Origin of the sequence: Streptomyces sp. NBC_01363 (assembly GCF_026340595.1) — a bacterium.
GTDB lineage: Bacteria > Actinomycetota > Actinomycetes > Streptomycetales > Streptomycetaceae > Streptomyces.
On the sequence record NZ_JAPEPF010000001.1, the window covers coordinates 3,248,867 to 3,268,456 of the forward strand.

General features: G+C 69.8%; 22 protein-coding genes, 1 tRNA gene and 1 pseudogene. 11 read left to right on the forward strand and 13 right to left on the reverse strand.

Translation table 11 applies throughout. The annotated features are described in order from the left end of the window. Positions 1 to 32 precede the first annotated feature (32 nt). A complete protein-coding gene (locus tag OG611_RS14975; RefSeq protein WP_266419660.1) occupies positions 33 to 692 on the forward strand; it encodes an O-methyltransferase in 660 nt (219 codons plus the stop codon). A 44-nt stretch (positions 693 to 736) separates the two neighbouring features. On the opposite strand, the gene OG611_RS14980 is transcribed toward OG611_RS14975, so the two are convergent. From OG611_RS14980 to OG611_RS14995, 4 genes are all read right to left on the reverse strand, one after another. After that, entirely contained in the window at positions 737 to 958 is a 222-nt protein-coding gene (locus tag OG611_RS14980; protein ID WP_266419663.1) for a zinc ribbon domain-containing protein, read from the reverse strand. Between the two features lie 103 nt (positions 959 to 1,061). After that, positions 1,062 to 1,652: a DUF4383 domain-containing protein gene (locus tag OG611_RS14985; protein ID WP_266419665.1), complete on the reverse strand. Its 591-nt coding sequence runs from the start codon at positions 1,650 to 1,652 to the stop codon at positions 1,062 to 1,064. 164 nt (positions 1,653 to 1,816) lie between these two features. Next, the gene (locus OG611_RS14990; protein WP_266419667.1) at positions 1,817 to 3,184 is read right to left on the reverse strand and encodes a hypothetical protein; all 1,368 of its coding nucleotides are present in this window, start codon (positions 3,182 to 3,184) and stop codon (positions 1,817 to 1,819) included. 71 nt (positions 3,185 to 3,255) lie between these two features. Next, on the reverse strand, positions 3,256 to 3,972 hold the full coding sequence (locus OG611_RS14995) for a DUF4097 family beta strand repeat-containing protein (RefSeq protein ID WP_266425879.1): 717 nt from the start codon (positions 3,970 to 3,972) through the stop codon (positions 3,256 to 3,258). 294 nt (positions 3,973 to 4,266) lie between these two features. Here OG611_RS14995 and OG611_RS15000 point away from each other — a divergent pair. Further along, positions 4,267 to 4,341: transfer RNA gene (locus OG611_RS15000), tRNA-Val, on the forward strand. A 154-nt stretch (positions 4,342 to 4,495) separates the two neighbouring features. On the opposite strand, the gene OG611_RS15005 is transcribed toward OG611_RS15000, so the two are convergent. Further along, the gene (locus OG611_RS15005; protein WP_123470625.1) at positions 4,496 to 4,792 is read right to left on the reverse strand and encodes a GYD domain-containing protein; all 297 of its coding nucleotides are present in this window, start codon (positions 4,790 to 4,792) and stop codon (positions 4,496 to 4,498) included. 311 nt (positions 4,793 to 5,103) lie between these two features. On the opposite strand from OG611_RS15005, the gene OG611_RS15010 reads away from it, so the two are divergent. Then, positions 5,104 to 5,499, forward strand: a complete 396-nt coding sequence (locus OG611_RS15010; protein ID WP_266419670.1) for a hypothetical protein — start codon at positions 5,104 to 5,106, stop codon at positions 5,497 to 5,499. Here OG611_RS15010 and OG611_RS15015 read toward each other — a convergent pair. Then, positions 5,397 to 5,720, reverse strand: a pseudogene (locus tag OG611_RS15015) (site-specific integrase); the annotation flags it as partial. The gene OG611_RS15010 and the pseudogene OG611_RS15015 overlap by 103 nt on opposite strands. Between OG611_RS15015 and OG611_RS15020 the strand changes: the two are divergent. Both OG611_RS15020 and OG611_RS15025 read left to right on the forward strand, forming a co-directional pair. Then, a complete protein-coding gene (locus OG611_RS15020; protein ID WP_266425882.1) occupies positions 5,661 to 6,344 on the forward strand; it encodes a GntR family transcriptional regulator in 684 nt (227 codons plus the stop codon). The pseudogene OG611_RS15015 and the gene OG611_RS15020 sit on opposite strands and share 60 nt — an antisense overlap. Before the next feature lie 183 nt (positions 6,345 to 6,527). Beyond that, positions 6,528 to 6,788, forward strand: a complete 261-nt coding sequence (locus OG611_RS15025) for a cold shock domain-containing protein (protein ID WP_266419673.1) — start codon at positions 6,528 to 6,530, stop codon at positions 6,786 to 6,788. A 426-nt stretch (positions 6,789 to 7,214) separates the two neighbouring features. Here the strand turns inward: OG611_RS15025 and OG611_RS15030 are convergent, their stop codons facing one another. After that, positions 7,215 to 7,793, reverse strand: coding sequence for a fasciclin domain-containing protein (locus tag OG611_RS15030; RefSeq protein ID WP_266419676.1), 579 nt, complete (start codon positions 7,791 to 7,793; stop codon positions 7,215 to 7,217). A 453-nt stretch (positions 7,794 to 8,246) separates the two neighbouring features. Between OG611_RS15030 and OG611_RS15035 the strand changes: the two genes are divergently transcribed. Then, positions 8,247 to 8,795: a DUF1062 domain-containing protein gene (locus OG611_RS15035; protein ID WP_266419679.1), complete on the forward strand. Its 549-nt coding sequence runs from the start codon at positions 8,247 to 8,249 to the stop codon at positions 8,793 to 8,795. A 558-nt stretch (positions 8,796 to 9,353) separates the two neighbouring features. On the opposite strand, the gene OG611_RS15040 is transcribed toward OG611_RS15035, so the two are convergent. Beyond that, entirely contained in the window at positions 9,354 to 10,271 is a 918-nt protein-coding gene (locus tag OG611_RS15040; RefSeq protein WP_266419681.1) for a MerR family transcriptional regulator, read from the reverse strand. A 94-nt stretch (positions 10,272 to 10,365) separates the two neighbouring features. Here OG611_RS15040 and OG611_RS15045 point away from each other — a divergent pair, with 94 nt between their 5' ends. From OG611_RS15045 to OG611_RS15060, 4 genes are all read left to right on the forward strand, one after another. Next, positions 10,366 to 11,034, forward strand: coding sequence for a hypothetical protein (locus OG611_RS15045; protein WP_266419683.1), 669 nt, complete (start codon positions 10,366 to 10,368; stop codon positions 11,032 to 11,034). 141 nt (positions 11,035 to 11,175) lie between these two features. Next, complete coding sequence (locus OG611_RS15050; RefSeq protein WP_266419685.1) at positions 11,176 to 11,610, forward strand: hypothetical protein; 435 nt, start codon at positions 11,176 to 11,178, stop codon at positions 11,608 to 11,610. Positions 11,611 to 11,642: 32 nt separating this feature from the next. After that, positions 11,643 to 13,019, forward strand: a complete 1,377-nt coding sequence (locus OG611_RS15055; protein WP_266419688.1) for a DUF1254 domain-containing protein — start codon at positions 11,643 to 11,645, stop codon at positions 13,017 to 13,019. A gap of 74 nt (positions 13,020 to 13,093) precedes the next feature. Next, on the forward strand, positions 13,094 to 13,318 hold the full coding sequence (locus OG611_RS15060; RefSeq protein ID WP_266419691.1) for a DUF2277 domain-containing protein: 225 nt from the start codon (positions 13,094 to 13,096) through the stop codon (positions 13,316 to 13,318). Here OG611_RS15060 and OG611_RS15065 read toward each other — a convergent pair. The 3 genes from OG611_RS15065 to OG611_RS15075 form a co-directional block, all read right to left on the reverse strand. Next, complete coding sequence (locus tag OG611_RS15065) at positions 13,305 to 13,970, reverse strand: DedA family protein (protein ID WP_266419693.1); 666 nt, start codon at positions 13,968 to 13,970, stop codon at positions 13,305 to 13,307. The genes OG611_RS15060 and OG611_RS15065 overlap by 14 nt on opposite strands. A 278-nt stretch (positions 13,971 to 14,248) precedes the next feature. Next, positions 14,249 to 14,704, reverse strand: a complete 456-nt coding sequence (locus OG611_RS15070; protein WP_266419695.1) for a DoxX family protein — start codon at positions 14,702 to 14,704, stop codon at positions 14,249 to 14,251. A 1,072-nt stretch (positions 14,705 to 15,776) separates the two neighbouring features. Next, entirely contained in the window at positions 15,777 to 16,421 is a 645-nt protein-coding gene (locus OG611_RS15075) for an HNH endonuclease family protein (protein ID WP_266419698.1), read from the reverse strand. Positions 16,422 to 16,688: 267 nt separating this feature from the next. On the opposite strand from OG611_RS15075, the gene OG611_RS15080 reads away from it, so the two are divergent. Further along, the gene (locus tag OG611_RS15080; RefSeq protein ID WP_266419701.1) at positions 16,689 to 17,423 is read left to right on the forward strand and encodes an ABC transporter permease; all 735 of its coding nucleotides are present in this window, start codon (positions 16,689 to 16,691) and stop codon (positions 17,421 to 17,423) included. A 79-nt stretch (positions 17,424 to 17,502) separates the two neighbouring features. Here the strand turns inward: OG611_RS15080 and OG611_RS15085 are convergent, their stop codons facing one another. Then, positions 17,503 to 18,165 carry an HAD-IA family hydrolase gene (locus tag OG611_RS15085; RefSeq protein WP_266419704.1) on the reverse strand — a complete coding sequence of 221 codons (663 nt, stop codon included), beginning with the start codon at positions 18,163 to 18,165 and terminating at the stop codon, positions 17,503 to 17,505. Between the two features lie 252 nt (positions 18,166 to 18,417). Next, entirely contained in the window at positions 18,418 to 19,506 is a 1,089-nt protein-coding gene (locus OG611_RS15090) for a peptidoglycan-binding protein (protein WP_266419706.1), read from the reverse strand. Positions 19,507 to 19,590: the final 84 nt, after the last annotated feature.

Sequence of the window (19,590 nt, forward strand, 5' to 3'; positions counted from 1 at the left end):
GCACCGGCCGATCGGCGCACAAGGAGCACAGGATGGCCAAGGGCAACGAAACCAAGATCACGGACGAGCTGTACGCGTACATGCTGGCGCACAATCCACCGCTCGACTCGGTGCAGCGCGAGCTCGTCGAGACCACGTACGCACGCCTGCCCGAGCACGCCGGCATGCAGTCGGCCGAGGAGCAGGGACCGCTGCTCGCCTTCCTCGTACGGCTGACCGGGGCCCGGCACATCGTGGAGGTCGGGACGTTCACCGGATTCTCCGCCCTGTCGATGGCGCAGGCGCTGCCCGCCGACGGACGGCTGATCGCCTGCGACATCTCGGAGGAGTGGACCGCCTACGGCCGGGAGGCCTGGGCGAAGGCGGGCGTCGCGGACCGGATCGAGCTCCGTATCGCCCCCGCGCTCGACACACTGCGGGCGATGCCGGCCGAGCCGCACATCGACCTCGCCTACCTGGACGCCGACAAGGGCAACTACATCCCGTACTGGGAGGAACTGGTGCCCAGGATGCGGCAGGGCGGTCTTGTCGTCACGGACAACGTGCTCTTCCACGGCGGGGTGACCGACCCGCGGGCGACCGGCGGGGCGGCGGCGATCAAGGAGTTCAACGACCATGTGGCCGCCGATCCGCGGATGGACAGCGTGCTGCTGACCGTGTCCGACGGCCTGACGCTCTCCCGCAAGCGATAGCGATGGCGGGAGCGGCCCCGGGCCGCCGAGGGCTGCTCGCTCCCTCAGCCGCAGCAACCCCCACCGCAGCATCCGCCCCCGCCACCGGCCGACGGGCCGGCGGGCGCGGACTTGGCGGACGACCCGCCGACGGCCACGGTGGAGAGCAGCTTCACGGTGTCGGCGTGCCCGGCGGGGCAGGAGGCCGGGTCGGAGGACTGAGCCATGGGGCGGCTGAGTTCGAAGGTGTCTCCGCAGGAGCGGCAGCGGAATTCGTAACGAGGCATGGCCCCAGGCTAACCGTCACCGCTCCGCCGGAGACAGACACCACGGGCGGCGGATGAGGGGCGGGTGCGGACACGAGTGCGGGTACGGGTACGCGGCGCCGGTTCAGGGACTACGCCGTACGCCCGGCATCGACAGCGTGGTCGCCCTGCGGTTCAGCCGCATTTCCCGCGCGGCTTCCTCGGGGTGGCGGGCCCGCCAGTACGGGTTGTCGTGCGGAAGGCCGCCGCTGACCCGTCCGTACATCCCGAAGACCATCAGCATCAGCCCCACCACAAAGCTGAACAGCACGTTCTGGATGTGGAAGGCGAGGAAGTTGTAGGCGGTCTCCAGCAGCGCGAGATTGACGAAGCCGCTGAGGATGAAGACGATGCCCAGAATCATGTTGAGCGTCGAGGCGAAGTTGCCGCCGATCACCATCCCGATGAACAGGAGCAGGCCGACGCAAATGGACAGGACGCTCAGGGCACCGTTGGTGTTGAGGCCCGCGACGGTGGCTCCGCCGGTGTTGAAGAAGCCGATCTTGTCGATCAGACCCAGGATGCCGAAGGCGAGCAGCACCAGCCCCATCATCCCCGCCCCGACCCGATAGACGCGGGTGAGCCGGTGATCGACCGGCAGATGCTGGTCGAGCCGGGTGACCTTGCGGCGACGGGGCGACCGCCGTCCCGTGGCGTGCAGTGCATGGGTGGCCATGTCGGTCGGCCTCCTTCGGGCGTACTACCAGGATCCGCCCAAGGTGTGGCTGCCGCACACCAGAGAACCCGAGACCCCGTACGCAGGCCCGTGACCGAGCCCGCACGTACGGAGCCGGTAACCGCCCCGTACGCACGGAGCCAGTGGCCGGGCGCCCGTACAGCTCAGGCGCCGGCCCCGCGCTCCTCACGGATCTCGGAGACCACCCGCGCAGCCGTCCGCCGCACCGCTTCGGTCTCGGTCAGGAAATGCCAGTAGTCGGGGTGGCGCCCGTCGAGTCCTGCGACGGCACGATCCAGCCGGGCCACGGCATCGTCCAGCGGACGGGCGTGGCGCGGATCGGGCGTGCTGCGACCGGCCATGGCCAGGCGCTGCGCGTCCCGGACCGCGAACCGGGTCCGCTGGATCTCCTGCTGCGGGTCCTTGGCCACGTCGTCCAGCCGGTGCAGCCGGTCACCGGCCGCGGACACCGCCTCGTCCGTGGCGTTCAGCAAGGCGCGGACCGTGCTCAGCCGGGACGTCGCATCGGCCCACCGCTGCTCGTCCCGCGCCTGGGCGGCTTCCTTCAGCTTCTCCTCGGCCTGCCGCACATTGACGGCCGCCTGCTCGGGCACCGGCTGGAGATCTTGCCAGCACGCCGCCGAAAAACGCCGCCGCAACTCGCTCAGCACCGGCTCCACCGAGCCCGCCCGGGTCGTCAACGCCTGGGCGCGCGTACGCAGCGACACCAGCCGGTGGTCGATCTCGGCGGCGCGCTCGGGCAGCTGGGCCGCTTCGGACCGCACCGCCTCGGCATCGCGCAGCACCCGATCGGCGCGCTGCAAGGTCTCCGGAACGCCGTGCCGCCCGGCGCCCTGGTTGAGCTTGGTCAGCTCGGGGGCGAGGGCCGCCAGCCGGGCGGCGAGATCATCCGCCCGCAGCCCGGACGCGCGCACCGCGTCGAGAGCGTTGCTCGCACCGAGCAGGGCCTGCCGGGCCCGCTCCACGGCGGGCGCGAGCCGGGCGAGCTGCGTCTCCGCGCTGCCCAGCAGCGGACCGAGCCCCTGCGTGAACCGGTCCAGCTCGGCCTTGACCCGTACCAGCTCGTCCTTGGCCGTGGTCAGCTCGGTCCGCGCGCGGGCGGCGACCGACGGTTCCAGATCGTCCCGGTCCAGGTCGTGCGCATCGACCGCGGTGATGTACGTATGACTGGCCTCGTCGATCCGCCGCCCCAGGGCGGCGAAGTCGTCCACGGCCTTGCGCGCGGCGGGCGAGCTGTCCACCGCGGTGATCGTCTCGATCGAGATGCGCAGATCGCGCTGGGCCGTGTCCAGCTCGTAGAAGGCCGACGCGGCGGCGTCCTTCGCGGCCTGCGCCTCGACGCGCTGCCCCTCCCCGCGCCCGCCGAACCAGCGCCTCGTACCGCCACCGGCGAAGGCGCCCGGCAAGGCGGCGGCGAGCAGCGGCACCGGCAACAGCATCAGCACGAAGACATCCCTGACGGCGGAACTCCCACCCGCTCTCGCTCGCGGCTGCGCGTGTGTCGCCGTCACATCCCTCTCCCGTGCCGTTTCGCCCTGCCCGGTACATTCTCCCACCAGGTAAGGACGAACACACGGGCCGGTTAGTTCACGCTTCGGACGGTGACTTCGCCGTTGTCGCTCCGGGCCTTCACCACATGGCTGCTGCCGTCGCTGCGCGGTGCGTCCACCGAGGTGCTCCCGTTGTGGGCGACGGCATCCACCGCATACCTCACGGAGCCGCCCGGCAGATCGATGGTGATCGCCCCGTTGTCGCTCACGGTGTCCACGAGATCCGGCACGGCCGCGAACCCCAGCCGGATGCTGCCGTTGTCGGACCGGGCCGACACGGACTTGGCCGAGACCCTCTCGGCGACGATGCCACCGTTGTCGCTCTCCAGCTTGAGCGGCCCGGTGGAGTCCCGGACGGTCACCTTGCCGTTGTCGGCGTGGAGGGTGAGGGGAGTACGGAAGCCGGAAGCGACGACCGTCCCGTTGTCCCCCTTGACTACCACGGCCACCCCGCGCGGCACTTTCACCTGGTGCTCCGCGGCACAGTCGCCGATCAGCGCCTCGCACTTCACGCGAAGCGTGAGCGTGTCGTCCTGCATCTCCCATTGCGGATCGGGCCCGCTCCCGAACGCCACCCACCCGTCGACCCGACGGGTCACCTCGACCTTCTGCACATCGGCCGGTACGAGCTCCAGCGACGACTGCCCGGAATCGATGGTCAGCGTCTTCCCGCCCAACGCGAACGACTTGTGCTCGGCGGGCGCGTCGCCCACGTCCGCACTGCCACAACCGGCAAGAGCAAGAACCATGAACACGGCGCCACCGGACGCGATGAGAGTGCGGGTGCGGACTGCCACGATGATCTTTCCCCCAGGTCGTTACGACGGATGCTGCCGATGCTGCGGACCTCACCGTACGTACGGGACCGCCCCCGACAGAATCCGGACGGCTACCGTATGCGGGGTGGGGATATCCCCCGTATGCCCCGCCACCACGCTCCGCCATCTCGCCGGCTGCCGTCCCGTTCGCTCCTCCCGTTCGCTGCCGCCGGAGATCGTTTGTGACCACGGGCCGTAGTCCATGTACGCTGTTGCCTCATCCACGGGTGCGTAGCTCAGGGGTAGAGCGCTGCTCTTACAAAGCAGATGTCGGCGGTTCGAAACCGTCCGCGCCCACCAGTGCGAAGGCCCCCAACCGATCATGGTTGGGGGCCTTTGACATCCACTTTTGGCATCAACGGGTGCGGTCACCCACGGTCGGGACGCTGCCGCTTCGGCATGCGGTCCAGGTGGCTCACGGCTTCGCGTTGAGTGTCCTGGACGACGTGGGGCGTCAGCCAGCCGCCTTGGCGATGATGCGCTCCATCTCCTCTGGGCCGAAGGCCCGCAGAGTCGTGGAACGGACGCTGCCCACCCCGCCGAGCTGCAGGAGTGCTGCCGTGGCAGTTTCGTCGTCGGGCGCCTCGACGATGGCCACGAGGTCGTACGGACCGACGGTCCAGTAGATGCTCAGGAGCTTCGCCCCGAGCTTCTGTACCGCTGACCCGAAGGCCTCGGAGCGCTTTGCGGTGTCCTTGTAGTTTCGGACCCCTTGATCGGTCCAGCTCAGCAAGGTGACGTACGTCGGCATGTTCTTTCACCTTCACGAGGAGACACATCGTGAGGCCAAGCCTGGACATCTGGGCTAGAACCTGCACGAGATACGCACCCGAACGAGCAATACGAGCGACCACAGGCATCGAGGGGCAGGCTGACATCAACGACAGCGGACACCGACGGTCGCCGCGGTTCTCTGCGGAGTAGATGCAGTCATACAGTCGTAGCGATCCAGGGCCGCTGATATCGCGGATCGAACTCACAACGTCCGCGCCCACCAGTGCAAAGGCCCCCAACGATCTTCCGTTCTAGTGGTCGTCGCAACACCCCAGCTCAGGGGACGCGATGGACTTCGAGATCAGGGAGAACCGGGGGCGGTCTCAGGGCCGCAAGCCTCTGGTCCGTGAGCGGGAGGAATACTTCCGGCTCATGGAGCAGGGGCTGAGCAGTCGGGAAGCATGCCGAGCGGTCGGCATCAACCTGCGGACCGGCAAGCGGTGGAGGAACGGACGCGGGGCGACCACGGGAGAGAAGGCCAGGCCCAGCATCCGGCGGCCGATCTCGCCGGACGGCCCGTCACGGTACTTGCGTGAGGCTGACCGCCTTCACATCGCCGATCGGCTGATAGAGAAGGCATCCAGCCGGATCACGCGGAGCCCAGCGGCCTTGGCCACGCGAGTGAACGAGCGGTACAGGTTGCGCGGCTCGATCGGCCGACCGGTGCGGGTGGTGAAGACGTAGCCGGTCTCCTCCCGTTGATCACCAGCGGCTTCACGCATGGCAGCTTGCCGCAGCCGTTCCCAGCGGAACGGAGCGACGCACAGGGCGGGCAGGGGAAGCGTCTGCTTCCTGCGGCGTCCTTTGGGATCATCCTCGTACGCCTCACCGCGGACACGCTGCCGCTGGGTACGGACCCGGATCTCCCGCTTGTCGAGGTCGACGTTCTCCCACCGCAGTCCGACGTGATTCGCCGGGCGCAGGAACTGCTGATCTCCCAGGGCGTTCTGGAAGGCCTTGCGGGTTCCGGCACGTATGTTGCCGAACCTCGTCGGCGTGTCCGGGTGGTCCGCTCCTCGGCGCGCGAGCAGCGCGATGGGTCCCCGTTCCGTGCGGACATGAAGGCCATGGGCAAGTACGGGGACTGGGAGAGTCGGACCGAGGCCAAGGTTCCGGCTCCGGTTGAGATCGCGGCGCGCCTCGGTATCACCGAAGGCGACCTGTGCGTCCGGACCGCGTACGAGTTCCTGGCCGATGGCAGGCCAGTGCAGTTGTCGACGAGTTGGGAGCCGTACGACCTCACCGCCGGTTCGCTTGTCGTTCTGCCCGAGGGCGGACCGCACGCGGGTGCCGGGGTCGTGAACCGCATGGCCGCGATCGGCGTCACCGTCAGCCATGCCGTGGAGCAGCCAGAACCTAGGCAGGCGACCGCCGAGGAGGCTTCACTACTCGGCATCCAGAAAGCCGCGCTCGTGACGCACATCCGGCGTACGTACTACAGCAACGACGGCCGGCCTGTTGAGACGGCGGATATCGTCGTGCCCGCCGCTCACTGCGAGATCGTCTACGAGATCCCGATCAACCGGTGATCGCGCCGTTTGCGGCGAGACCCCCGACGAAGCCCACTGCTTGGGCCGCCTCCTTGCTTGCTTCGCCTGTACATCTTTCGAGCCTCCCGACTGCCGGTGTCTCAGTGCCTCCCACGGAGGACCGTGCCGGCCTGACGGGTCAGGCCTTTTGTGATCTTGTGAGATAGATGAGAGGAGAGACAGATGCGTCGCCGCAGAGGGCCCCGTAAGGTCCTCGCAGTCGTGACTGCGACGGTGCGTGAGTGGAGAGATGAGGAGGGGTGGGGTGTGCTCGACTCGCCCGAGACTCCCGGAGGATGCTTCGGCCACTACGCCGACATTCAGATGCCCGGCTTTCGTACGCTGTCACCAGGGCAACAGGTCGATCTCACCTGGGAGGCACCCGGCTTCAAGCAGGACGGGTACGACTACCGCGCGGTGAGCATCGTTCCCAGGATCGCCTGACATCCACACCTGACATCAACGGCCGCGAACGCTGCCATACCGAAGCGGCCACGGCCGGACCAACGACAAGTCGTTCAATGCCGTTTCAGCACCCTGCGCCGCGCGGCGATCGAACTTACAAAGCAGATGTCGGCGGTTCGAAACCGTCCGCGCCCACAGTAGGAAACCGCAGGTGAGAGCCTGCTGTAGCCCTCCGGTCGAACGTGATCGGAGGGCCTTTTCCATGATCGATGCCATGGATAGGCCACATCGCCATAAAGACGAGCACCTCTCATTGCTCGACAGAGGTCTGGTCCAGATCGAATCCAGTTGCAGGTCGGAGACCGGGCTCTGCTACCCGTGATGCGGTCCTGCCTCCTCTCTGAAGCGAGGAGGCAGGACCGGACACCTGCTACCGGCCGACCGAAGCCTGCCGGAGGACCACTCCTAGGACGGGGGCATGAGGACCGTGTCGACGAGATAGACCGTGGCGTTGGCCGTCTTGATGTCCCCACAGACGATCTTCGCGGTGTCGTTGACGTTGAACGACGTGCCCGACCCGGAGGTCTTGAGCATGGAGCCCTCCAGCGTCTTGAAGCTGCCGTTGGGAAGCTCGCTGGGGGTGATGGTCCTGTCCACGACGTGGTAGGTCAGGACCTTCTTCAGCTGCGCCTTGTCCTTGAGGAGGCCGGCAAGCTGCATCTTCGAAATCTTGTCGAAGGCCGCGTTCGTGGGGGCGAAGACCGTGATGTTCTTCGCGTCGTTGAGCTTGGTGGTGAGCCCGGCGTCCTTCAACGCGAGTACCAGCTCGGTGAGTTTCGGATTGTTGGCCGCTGCGGTGGCCACGCGTTCCTTGGACATGCCGGTCGCGCTGCCCTTGCCGCTGTTCGGCAACGAGGAGCATCCCGGGCCGAACGGGCTCGGTGTGTCCGCGAACGCTTGTGGAGCGAGAGTACCGAGCGAGAGCGGGAGGGCCACCACAGCGGTGAGTGCTGCGGCGCTCATGCGGATGCGATGTGAACTCATACCGATTCCTCTTCCCTCTAGGAGGAGGTCCGTGAGGTGTCGATGCCGACCCTCGTAGGACGAGGAGCGTGGCCGCTTCTGGCCGGGGTGTCGTTCGCACCGCTCCGGCATGCCCAGTGGGCCATCGGAACAAGGTTAGGCATCGTCAGTGAGAATCGCACCCCGAAGACGATCGCCACGCGCCCACCACATGCGAAGCCGCCTGATTCACATCGATCCGACTCAGGCTCCGCCCGTGATCCGCCGGACAGGACCTGGCGGTGAGGCGTTCGAAAACCGGTGGAGCAGCGCCGCTGTGCGCCGCTACCGTGCTGCCGAGCCAAGTCGTCTAGTGGGCAAGGACGTTCCGTTGTACACCCTGTGAGACCTCCCGAGTGCTGATTCGTCGCGCGTCGTGCCTGTGCGCCGCGCTCCTTTCTGCTGCGGTCTTCTCACTGAAACCGGTGTACTTCTGTGCTCAATAACTGGCTGGTCGTGCCCACCTGCCTGCCGCTCGTGCTCCGCCGTTGCCATGTGTGCGCGTCCGAGCGCTTCAAGGCAAGCGGTAAATTTCGCGTCAACGCAAACCACAAGCTCATCGACGCCTGGCTCCTCGCGCTCTGTACCGCTTGCGGGGAAACTGCGAAGCTCACGGTCCTGGAGCGGATGAATGTGCGCTCCGTACGACCTGAGCTGCTGGACCGGCTGCATGACAACGACCTTGGCCTGACAGCCGAGCTGCTCCAGGATCCGGTCGTGCGGCGTCGTAATCGCATCGCCCTCGACTGGGACAACGCCTGGCGTCTCGACACCGGGGGATCGGATCACCTGGACCGCGAGGTGATCGACGTCTCGGTCCGCTTCGCGGCGCGGATCCCTGTCCGGCCGGTGCGACTGATCGGTGAAGGTTGCGGTCTTTCGCGGGCCGAGGTCGAGAGGCTGATCACGGAGGGGAAGCTTGTTTCGGCAGTCCGGCTGAGCGGCAAGCTCTCCGGCGACTTCACCTTCATGCTCAAGCGCTGAGCCCTCCTCGGGACCAGGGGCCTGTCCGGCAAGACCGCCGGACAGGCCCCTGGTCCGCCACGGTCGACGCGGCGAGGCGCGATCTCCACCGCGGCGGCGCCTGGTTTTCGTACGTCATCCAGAAGCGCAAGGAAGCCGGGAGGCGACAGTGCTCGACAGCGGTCGCTTTGAGGTGGCTGGGCCGGTCGGGGGAAGACGAACAGCTCTGCCCTGAAATCGTCTTGGGATTCCATGGACTGTGTCTGGTGAAGCCTGTCGGCGACGACGACTGGTACATGGGGAGTCTGAACGACGACGGCAGCGTCAACTGTTGAAGCGCCTGCGCCGATTTCCGCGAGGCGCTGCGCGGACTTTGGTGCCGGGCCAGCTGCCGGTGCCCCGGGAGGCACGTGCTCTTCCCGGGGCACTACGGAGCAGGGTTCCAGGGAACTCGGTGGGTTCCGGTCAGGCGTTGGGGCGCTTGCCGTGGTTGGCGTTCTTCTTCTTGCGGGCGCGGCGCTTGTTTCCTCGCTTGGCCATGATGCCTCCCTCACCTGGGGTTTTCGTGGCTCCGTCAGTTTAGGTTCGGCCGGCCTCAGGCGCATCAGCGGTGGTGTTCGAGGCCAAGGCCTCGATGAGCCAGGTGAAGGCCGGTCTCGGGTCGTCCGGGGGTGGCCAGGAGTTGATCACGGCGAGCAGCTGGAGGTAGCGCTGGCGGCGGGGGTCGTTCGCCGTTTCCAGGAGTGGCAGCAGGTCGTGGCCGGTGGTGTGGGCGTATTCGGTCGTGATCGCCTTGATGACCGGGGCGGCCTGGGGCGATGTCGGGGCGATGCCCGCTCGCAGGGCCGGGGTGACGTGGTCGCGGACCATCGCGGTGGGGTCGGGGCGGGTGAGGTCGGTCGATACGTGGTCGGCCATGCGTCGTACGAGGACGGCGAAGTCCGGGTCCTGGGTCAGTTCGGCCAACTCGATCCAGGCTTCGACCTGTTCGGTGTCGGGGTTCTCGGGCAGCTCCGGGGTCATCGAGCGCCTGATTCCGGCGAACCCCGGCGCGGCGTCCGGGCCGCCGAACGCGGTGGCGAGGAAGTCGTCGATCAGGTCGCGGCGTTCGTGCTCGGAGAGCCTGGCCAGTTCGTGCATGGGTTCCAGCTCCTCAGGTGTGGAACCGCGCCTGGCCGCCGCCGCCAGCACCGCGCGCCGCATCCGCAGCGTACGGATCTGCACCGTCAGCGCCTGGGCGTGCGCTGCGGCGACCTCGGGGAGGGAAAGTTCGCGGTCGGCGACCTTGCGGATCGTGGGAAGGTCCAGCCCCAGCTCGCGCAGCGTCCGGACCAGGCGGAGGCGTGCGACGGCGTCGGGACCGTAGAGGCGGTAGCCGGCCGGGGTGCGGTCGGCAGGGGGCACGATCCCGCGGTCGGAGTAGAACCGGATGGTCTTCACCGTCAGCCCGGTCAGCCTGGCCAGATCCCCGATCGGGAGGAGCGCGTCGCCGTTCATGTCCGCAACCTTCGAGCCTCCCCCTGCGGGAGAGTCAAGGCCGGGCCCGCCGTAACGTGTCTTGTTCACGTCAGCACCATCCCAGGGGGGATACATGTCGTACGGCTATCCGCCGCCCCAGCCCGGTCAAGAGCCTCAGCCAGGTCAGCAGCCTCAGCCGCCCCAGCCCGGTCAGCCGCCCCAGCCGCCGTCCTCGTCGCCGTACGAGCACTGGCCGCAGCCCGGCCCCGGGGCGTACGGCTATCCCCAGCCGCCGCGGAAGTCCCATACCGGGCTGATCGTCACGCTGTCCGTGGTCGGCGGGGTGGCCCTCGTGCTGGCAATCCTGCTGGCGCTCGGGGTGCTGATCGCCGTGATGAGCGGCGGCTCGTCGTCGACGGCCAAGTCGAAGCCGTCGACGGTGGAGGCCACGAAGAGCGCAGCGCCGGTGCCGGGTGACGCCTCCGATGCCCCCACGGAGCTGCCGGCCCTCGAAGGCACGGATGCCTCGGGCGATGTGCGGATCACCCGGTGCGAGGTGGACTCGTTGACCGAATGGCCCGACGCGGATGTGGAGATCGTGAACCACTCCGACACCCAGGCGTCCTACATCGTGTCCGTGGAGTTCGTGGACGGGGAAGGCACGCGCCGGGCCTCGGGGCTGGCGACGGCCACCGACCTGGCCGCAGGGCAGAAGTCGGTGCAGAAGGCCCAGGGGCTGGGGAAGGTCCCGGGCAAGATGACGTGCAAGGTCTCGAAGGTGACGCGGCTTCCCTCCTCGTAGCGAAGGCCGCGGAGCGGCTCCCCGGCCCCGCGCGCCGCGGTCCGGGCCGTCACCCGTACGGGTGCGTCCGAGTGGTTGCGCGGGAAAGTGCCCGGCAGGGTCGGTTCTGTTCCGCAGTCCCGATCCGGCCAAGGAGTTTCGATGGCACACTCAGCGTCAACGTCCGGTCCGGCCGGTTCCGTCGGCCAGGGGGACATCAACCCCTGGGCGGCCAGCGGGATCATCTTCGCCGGTGTTCTGCTGCTCGTCGACGGTGTCCTCGGAGTGGTCAAGGGCATCTCCGGTATCGCCTCCGACGATGTCTACGCGCACGTCAGGAACTACACGTTCAAGTTCGATGTGACCTCATGGGGATGGATCCACCTCGTCCTTGGCATCGTCCTCGGCATCGTCGGCTGGAGCATCCTCAAGGGCGCGGCCTGGGCCCGTGCCACGGGTGTGGTGCTCGCCGCCATCAGTCTGGTCATCAACTTCGTATGGCTGCCGTACCAGCCGATCTGGGCGATCGTCTCCATCGCCATCGACGGGTTCGTGATCTGGGCCCTGTGCACGGAGAGCTCGAAGGCGGTCATCTGAGCGGGGGACGGCGCCAAGGGCCGGAGGCAGAGGTGGAACTTGCCGCTCTTGCCGCCGAGGCGTACGTCTACGGGTATCCGCTGGTCCGTGACCTGTCGGTGGTCGAGGGCTTCATGCACACGGGCTTCGGGCCGCTGCCGCCCGCACCCTTCAACCATTTCGCGCACGCGGGCCGATCGGCGCCGCCCGGCGCGCCCCTCGTGTCTGTCGACGACGACACCGTTCGTTCCCTCGCCCACCTCGATCTCTCCGGTGGGCCGGTGCTGCTCCATGTCCCCGGTGCGGACGGTGCGGACGGTGCGGGCGGTGCGGGCGGTGCGGACGGGGCGTACTGCGTGTTGCAGTTCGTCGACGCCTGGACCAACAACTTCGCGTACGTCGGCCGCCGCGCGACCGGCACCCGGGCCGGGGAGTGGCTCGTCGTGCCGCCCGGCTGGGCGGGCGATGTGCCCGACGGCGTGCTCGGGGTCATCGACGCGCCCACCTCCGTCGTCTCCGTCATCGGCCGCGATGCCTCCGGCGCCACCGACGACTCCGAAGACCCGGAGCGGGGCCGCGCGCTCCGGGCACGGCTGGGCGTCAGGTACGTCGAACCGGGCACGCACCGTACGGGACTGCCCGCGCCCGATCCCGACGTACCGGAGTCACTGCGGTTCTTCGAGCAGCTCAGGGTGTGGATGGCAGACTTCCCGCCGTCCGCGCCCGACCAGGCGTACCAGGACCGGTTCCAGCCGCTGGGGCTGCTGGAGGAAGGTCCCTCGCCGTACACCCGCGCCGATCCCGCCCTCGTACGCGCGCTGACCGAGGGCCTGGCGCGAGGGAGGGCATGGGTGGAGGAGGCGGGCCGGGCCGCGGCGGGGCGCGGGGGATGGGTGATGGATCCGCATCTCTTCGACTACAACCTCGACCACTACGGCGTCGGAACCATCGACTCCCCGGAGTGGCGGATCGCCGACCGGGAGGCGTCCTACCGGACCAGGGCGGTGGCGGCACGGTGCTCGCTGTGGGGCGTCCACGGCTACGAGGCGGTGTACGCCCACACCTTCCGCGACGCCGGGGGCGAGCGGCTGAATGGGGCCGGCTCCTACGTCCTGCGCTTCGACGGACGGCCGCCGCCGGTCGAGGCGTCCTGGTCCCTGGCCGTGTACGACGCGACCGGTCAGCGCCCCGTCGAGACCCCGGGGACGCGACGGCGCCCGGTCGGTGACCGTACGCCTGGCCTGGTGCACGGGGAGGACGGTTCGCTGACGGTCCACCTCCGGCGGGAGCGGCCGGAGGACCCGGTCGCGGCGGCGAACTGGCTGCCCGTGCCCGACGGGGACTTCCGGCTGGTGCTCAGGCTCTGGGCGCCGGGGCCCGAGATTCTCGACGGGACGTACGAGATCCCCGCAGTCGAACGGATTCGGTGAAGGGGACGGCGGACGGGCCGGGGCGGACGGGCCGGAGCGGGGCGACTGTCAGTGGTCCGGTTCACACTGGAGACATGTGCCGCAGCATCAAGACCCTTCGCCCGCCCGCCATCCCCGAAGAGGCCACCGAGGAGGAGATCCGGGCCGCCGCCCTGCAGTTCGTACGCAAGGTGTCCGGCTTCCGCGCCCCGGCCGCGCACAACCAGGAGGTGTTCGACCGGGCCGTCGAGGAGATCACCGAGGCGACGGTCAGACTGCTGGACGGGCTGGAGATCCGGGGTGCGGTCAGGACGCCGTAGAGGCCGTCGCCGACGCGGCGGCGGCCGCTTCCGCCGCCGGGCGGCGCATGAGATACGCGGCCAGGGCGCCCGCCATGAACAGGGCGAGGACCGAGACGGCCGTGCCCACCCACGTCGCGCCGAGCCACTGGCCGCCGAAGTAGCCGAGGCCCACGCTGTAACCGGCCCATGCCACGCCCGCCAGGGCCGACCAGGGCAGGAATTCCTTGACCTCGCGATGCGCGGCGCCCGCGCCCAGGGAGACCACCGAGCGTCCGGCCGGGGCAAAGCGGGCGATGATGACGAGGATGCCGCCGCCCCGGGCGAGGGCCGCGCCGAGGCGTTCCTGTGCGGAGGTGAGGCGGCGGGAGCGGGCGATGGCCCGGTCCAGGCGTTCCCCGCCACGCCAGGCCAGCCGGTATGCGACGAGGTCGCCGAGCACCGAGGCGGTGGCCGCGCAGAGGATCAGGGCGAGGAGCGAGGGAACCTCGGTCACCTGCTCGGCGGCGCCCGCACCCGCGACGGTCGTCGAACCGGCGGCGGCAGCCGTGGCGGCGGTGATCACCAGCACCCCGCTGGGCAGCAGGGGCAGAAAGACGTCCAGGAGCACCGAAAGCGCGACCACGGCATAGATCCATGGGCTGCTGGTCAGCGCGCCCACACTCTCAAGCACCTACTACTCCCCGATTCGGAACAACGCCGCGACGTCGCAGGGGAGCGGCAGGAGCGGCAGGGTCAGCTGTACAGCGTACGCCTGGCGTTCATCCGGTGATCCACAAATACGAGCGATGTTGGGAACCTCACGTACATCCGGAAATGGGAAGCCTCGGTTCCGGGCGCATGCCCGGATGTACGTGAGGAACGACCCGCGCGGGCGCGGGAAACGGGAGCGGGAAACGGGCGGGGAAAGGGACGCGGGAAACGGCCTGCGCGGACGCTCGGATGCGCGTATCAGACCGTGACGGGCGGTGCCTGCTCGGACTCGCGCTCCTTTTCGCGCTCCGTGCCGCCCCGGCTGAACAGCCGGTCCAGGGCCAGTGCGCCGGGGCCGGTGAAGACCAGCAGGAGGAACGCCCAGCAGAAGACGGCCGAGGGCTCGCCGCCGTTCTGCAGCGGGAACAGCGCCTCGGGCTGGTGGACCTTGAAGTACGCGTACGCCATGGAGCCGGAGCAGATCAGGGCGGCGACACGGGTGCCGAGCCCGAGCATCACGAGGATGCCGCCGATGAACTGGATGACCGCCGCGTACCAGCCGGGCCAGGTGCCGGCGGGTATGGAGTCGCCGTTCATGGCGCCGCCGAGGACGCCGAAGAGCGAGGCGGCGCCGTGGCAGGCGAAGAACAGGCCTATGACGATCCGGAAGAGGCCGAGTGCGTAGGGCTGAGCCTGGTTCAAGCGTGTCTGCATGGGGGAGGGCTCCTTCGGTCTGGTGGGGACGTGAACCGATTGAGTGCCTCAGATTAGGGAAACCTCACCAATGCTTGCAAGTTCAACATTCTGTCGACTGGCTGAGAGTCGCCCTGCGGTTGTCGGTCGGACTTCGGTTCGGAACCGCCTTCAACTGCGAACCTCCCTTCATCGCCTTGGCCTGAATCAATGGCAGCGCAGCTTTCCGGCCATGCGGGGGCAGGGGTGTGGGCTGGTCGCTGAACCGCGGTCCGCAGGTTCTGTACCACTGGACCGGCGATGCGCCCGTCCGCCCGCGCCGCGTGAGCGGCACGCCGATCCGTCGTCCCGCCCGGCTCCGGCCGAAGTGGAAGCCGGCCTTGGGCGGGCCGGGGATCGCGTGGTGCGCGGGCGGGCAGGTCAGCCGCGTGTTGCGGGCCTCGGGGGTGCCGCCCGGCGCCGAGGCGGACGGCAGGGGCTCCGCGTTGTGCGCTCGGCGTACAACGCCCGACAGCGCACAAACCGTTGCCGGAGCGTCCGGATCCCGGCCCGCCCGCCGGGATCGGCTCCCTCGGCTCCCGGCGGGAACCGGGAAGGTCGTCCAATGTGCCAGGTCGCGGCGCCGGTGCGACTTCTCGCCGACGGGCGCCAGGCGCCCGCCAGGTCTGCCGGGCCCACCGCGGTGCAGCGCCGTCCTCCACTGCTCCGCACTGTGGACCAATGGCGGCCCGGAGTCGCGGCGGCGAGGTGTCGATCGTGAGGCGGTCGTACGAACCGGGGGTGGCGAGAGCCTCCTCGCGGCCCCGGCGGGCCTCCTCGGCGCCGGGCGCCGACCGCCGCTGCTCGTCGAGTGCGCGGGGCGCGCGGGTGTCGGCCACGAGCGGCCGTACTCGGCCGAAAACACGCCGATGGCTCCGGCGCGTGCGAGTGGGGTCCGCGGCCGGTTCGGCGACTGCCCCGGTGGCGAAGTGCCCTCCTCGCGTCGTCCCGCGAAGTCGTCCCGCGAACACGGATACGGAGCATGCGGCGATGCGAGGAGGGCGGGGCGGATCCGCTCAGGGGCCCTCGCCGGGGCCCGAGTCCGGTGCGGGGCTCAGCAGTCGTTCAGGATGGACTGCAGGGCGCTCTTCTCGGCCGGGTCGACCGTCAGGTCGTAGTAGTGCTTCACGTGCACCCAGGCGCGGGCGTACGTGCACTTGTACGCGGTGCGCGAGGGCATCCACTTGGCCGGGTCCTTGTCGCCCTTGGCCTGGTTGACGTTGTCCGTGACCGCGATGAGCTGCGGGCGCGTCAGGTCGTTGGCGTACGCCTGCCGCTGGGCGGTCGTCCAGCTGCTGGCGCCCGACCGCCAGGCCTCGGCGAGCGGGACCATGTGGTCGATGTCCAGGTCGGAAGCGGCGGTCCAGGTGGCGCCGTCGTACTCCGAGTACCAACTGCCGCTGACCGCGGCGCAGCTGGAGTCCTGCTGCACGTTCGTGCCGTCACGCTCCAGCACGACCTCACGGGTGTTGCAGGAGCCCGACTGGGTGATCCAGTGCGGGAACTTGTCGCGGCTGTAGCCGGTCGACGAGCCCTCCGCGGAGACGGTCAGCTCGCCCAGGTAGGTGCGGGCGGTCGAAGCGGAGACCGGGGTGGGCATGGCCGCCTGGGCGGTGGGTGCGGTGAGCAGGCCGGTGGTTGCGGCGAAAGCGGCGGATGCGGCGACGACGGCGATGCGACGCGCGTAGACACCAGACATGAGAACTCCCTTGATGTGGGGGGACCTTGGACGGGTGACCCGTGGGGCCCGGCCATCGTGGCGGTGCCAGGTTTCCGTGGGGTGGGCACCAGGTAACAGAGTGGCGACATGGGCACGTCACATCAAGGGTTCTGACGAACAGGGCTGGAGCATGGGGGCGTACGTCCGCATCTGCGCGGGCGTACAGGCTGACGCGGCGACAATTCGGCTGCACCGGTGGCCGATTCGCGCGGGTGGTCCGAGCCGGGCCGGTCGTAGGGTTGCGGCGTGCTGCTACCGGTCAACATCACGCTCGGAGTCGTTCTCGCCGTGCTGCTCGCGGCGGCGGCCGGGGTCGCCGCTCTGGCCTCGCTCGGCCGGTCGCGCGAGATTCTGCTGGCCGGGCTGCGGGCCGCGGTCCAACTCGCCGCGGTTTCCCTGCTCATCGGCTGGGTGGTCCATTCGCTGCCGCCGCTGCTCGGGTTCGTGGCGCTGATGTACGCCGTGGCGGTACGGACCGCGGGTCGCCGGATCACCCGCAATCGCACCTGGTGGTGGGCGGCCCTGTCGATCGGGGTGGGGGTCGCGCCGGTGATCGCCCTGCTGCTGCTCACCGGACTCGTCCCGGTCCGGGGCATCGCGCTGATCCCGGTGGCCGGCATCCTCATCGGAGGTGCGCTGACCGCGACGGTGCTCGGCGGGAGACGGGCGCTGGACGAGCTGACGACCCGGCGCGGGGAGGTGGAGGCGGGCATGGCGCTCGGGCTGCTCGACCGTGACGCGCGGATGGAGATCGCCCGGCCCGCGGCGTCGGACGCGCTGCTGCCGGGGCTCGATCAGACCCGGACGGTGGGGCTCGTGACCCTGCCGGGTGCCTTTGTGGGCATGCTGCTGGGCGGCGCCTCACCGGTGCAGGCGGGTGCCGTGCAGTTGTTCGTACTGGTAGCCCTGATGGCCGTGCAGGCGGTGGCTGTCACGGCGGTGCTCGAACTGGTGGCGCGGGGCCGGCTGCACCGGGACTGAGGCCCGCGGAGCCGACGGTGCGGGTCGCTCGTGCCGGGGTCGGGTTCCGCCGGGGGCCGACCGGCGCGGCCGGGTCCGGTTATCGCGCGCTGATGTGCAGCCGGATCGAGCCGTCGGGTGCCGCTTCCACCCGGACCTGCGTCAGGTCGTCGACGTGCGCGTCGGGGGAGAGCGCTCCGGCGCGCGGGCCGACGCCCACGACCCGCATGCCCGCCGCCCGGCCCGCCGCGATGCCCGCCTCCGAGTCCTCGAAGACGACGCAGTCCGCCGGGGCGAAGCCCAGCGCGGCCGCGCCCTTGAGGAAGCCCTCGGGGTCCGGCTTGCTGGCGCCGACGCTCTCGGCGGTGACGCGGACCTCCGGCATCCGCAGGCCCGAAGCGGTCATCCGGGTCCGGGCCAGTGCCTCGTCGGCCGAGGTGACCAGGGCGTGCGGCAGCGCGGTGATCGCGTCCATGAAGGCGGGCGCGCCGCCGATCGGTACGACGCCGTCGGTGTCGGCGGTCTCCTCCGCGAGCATGACCCGGTTGTCCGCGTAGTTCTGCTCCATCGGGCGGTCCGGGAGGAGCGCCGCCATGGTGGCGTACCCCTGCCGCCCGTGGACCACCTTGAGCGCGGCCTCCGGGTCCAGTCCCTCGCGCAGTGCCCAGCGCCGCCAGCAGCGTTCCACGACGGCGTCGGAATTCACCAGGGTGCCGTCCATGTCCAGAAGGAGGGCGCGGGCGGTGAGGACGGTGGCCGGCATGGGCGGGCTCCAGAGCGCGGGGAAGCGGGGACGCCGGAAGGCGGCGACGCGGGGAAGGGAACAAACGCGGAAAAGGAACAAGCAGCCTCGCCCGCCGGTCAGGGGGTGGCGGGCGGAGGCTACTTTGTTCCATCACGATACAAAAACCTGTCCGAGAAAGCCAATCCGTTCCGTTCCGGGTGGTCGGGTCCGTTCCGTCCGGGGTGGCCGCTCTCTTCCGGCCCGGGTGGTCGCGGTGGCTCGGCCCAGGGGTCAGGAGGGCCCCCGGCCCGTCGTCTCCGCCTCCAGTGCGCGGCGGGTGTTGGGGCCGTACACCCCCGAGGGGTCGCCCTCGATGAACTTGTACGACTGGTAGACGCTCACCGCGCGCTCGACCTGGTCCGAGTAGGTGCCGTCGTCCCGCCCGTGGTACAGCCAGACCTCCTCCAGACGGCGCTGCAACTCGGCCACCGCGGGGCCCTGGTCGCCGGGGCGCAGCGCGGTCCCGGCCAGGGACGCGGGCGGCGCCGCCGACGGCGTACCGCTCGCGGATCGCGAGGGTGCGGTGGAGGGCGGCTGCGAGGAGGCGGTGGACGTGGAGGGGGACGACGAGGCGCTTGCCGAGGGCGGGGCCGAGGCGGACGTGGAGGGTGACGCGGCAGCCGATGCGGAGGGCGGGGGCGAGGGTGATGCGGAGGGCGGCGCCGACTCCGTCGCGTGGACGCTCGCCCCGGGGATGTCGGCCGCCGTGCCGGGCAGGGCCTGTTGCTGTCCGGTGTCCCCGTTGTCGCCGCCGCCGAGGAGTCCGCTCGCGAATGCCGCCGTGCCCACCGCGGCGATCAGGGCCGCTCCCACGGCGAGGGCCGCGAAGGGGTGGCGGCGTTGCGGCGGGCCGGGCTCCTCGCCGGGCGCGACGGGCTGCGCGAGGGGCGTGGTGCCGGGTGCCCCAAAGGGATCGGCGGGATCGAAAGGGTCGGCGAGATCAAGAGGACCGGCAGGACCGGCGGGATCGGCGGTGTCCGGCAGCGGGCCCGCCGTCGCCGGGCCGAGGAAGAGTGGCATCGTCGTGGCCGCGTCCTCCGGGGGGTGGTGCGATCCCCGCCGCTCCGGCCGCTCGTCGGCGTCGGCGGCGGCCGGAACCGTGTCGTTCCCCAGCGTCACGTACGGCCGTATCCGCAAGGGATCGAAGTCCTCGGCAGCCGCCATTTCCGCCTTGTCGGCCGCCGACCGCTCGGCCCGGTGCCGCTCGGCGGTGCGGTACTGCTCCGCGGTCGGCTGCCCGCAGGCGCACGCGGGCCGGGCTCCGGGTCCTCCGTCGGGTCTGCTGTCCGTACCGCACTCCGGGCATATATGTCCGGTCATCGTGGGCCCCTCCCCTTGATTGCCCTGTGATTATGCAGCTCGCTTCCGGCCCGTTCCTGCTCAGCAGGCCATAACCGTACGGAA

Coding starts and splice junctions, on each gene's coding strand:
- OG611_RS14975 (WP_266419660.1), top strand. CDS start 33: ATGGCCAAGGGCAACGAAACCAAGATCACGGACGAGCTGTACGCGTAC.
- OG611_RS14980 (WP_266419663.1), bottom strand. CDS start 958: ATGCCTCGTTACGAATTCCGCTGCCGCTCCTGCGGAGACACCTTCGAA.
- OG611_RS14985 (WP_266419665.1), bottom strand. CDS start 1,652: ATGGCCACCCATGCACTGCACGCCACGGGACGGCGGTCGCCCCGTCGC.
- OG611_RS14995 (WP_266425879.1), bottom strand. CDS start 3,972: ATGGTTCTTGCTCTTGCCGGTTGTGGCAGTGCGGACGTGGGCGACGCG.
- OG611_RS15005 (WP_123470625.1), bottom strand. CDS start 4,792: ATGCCGACGTACGTCACCTTGCTGAGCTGGACCGATCAAGGGGTCCGA.
- OG611_RS15010 (WP_266419670.1), top strand. CDS start 5,104: ATGGACTTCGAGATCAGGGAGAACCGGGGGCGGTCTCAGGGCCGCAAG.
- OG611_RS15025 (WP_266419673.1), top strand. CDS start 6,528: ATGCGTCGCCGCAGAGGGCCCCGTAAGGTCCTCGCAGTCGTGACTGCG.
- OG611_RS15030 (WP_266419676.1), bottom strand. CDS start 7,793: ATGAGTTCACATCGCATCCGCATGAGCGCCGCAGCACTCACCGCTGTG.
- OG611_RS15040 (WP_266419681.1), bottom strand. CDS start 10,271: ATGAACGGCGACGCGCTCCTCCCGATCGGGGATCTGGCCAGGCTGACC.
- OG611_RS15045 (WP_266419683.1), top strand. CDS start 10,366: ATGTCGTACGGCTATCCGCCGCCCCAGCCCGGTCAAGAGCCTCAGCCA.
- OG611_RS15050 (WP_266419685.1), top strand. CDS start 11,176: ATGGCACACTCAGCGTCAACGTCCGGTCCGGCCGGTTCCGTCGGCCAG.
- OG611_RS15060 (WP_266419691.1), top strand. CDS start 13,094: ATGTGCCGCAGCATCAAGACCCTTCGCCCGCCCGCCATCCCCGAAGAG.
- OG611_RS15070 (WP_266419695.1), bottom strand. CDS start 14,704: ATGCAGACACGCTTGAACCAGGCTCAGCCCTACGCACTCGGCCTCTTC.
- OG611_RS15075 (WP_266419698.1), bottom strand. CDS start 16,421: ATGTCTGGTGTCTACGCGCGTCGCATCGCCGTCGTCGCCGCATCCGCC.
- OG611_RS15085 (WP_266419704.1), bottom strand. CDS start 18,165: ATGCCGGCCACCGTCCTCACCGCCCGCGCCCTCCTTCTGGACATGGAC.
- OG611_RS15090 (WP_266419706.1), bottom strand. CDS start 19,506: ATGACCGGACATATATGCCCGGAGTGCGGTACGGACAGCAGACCCGAC.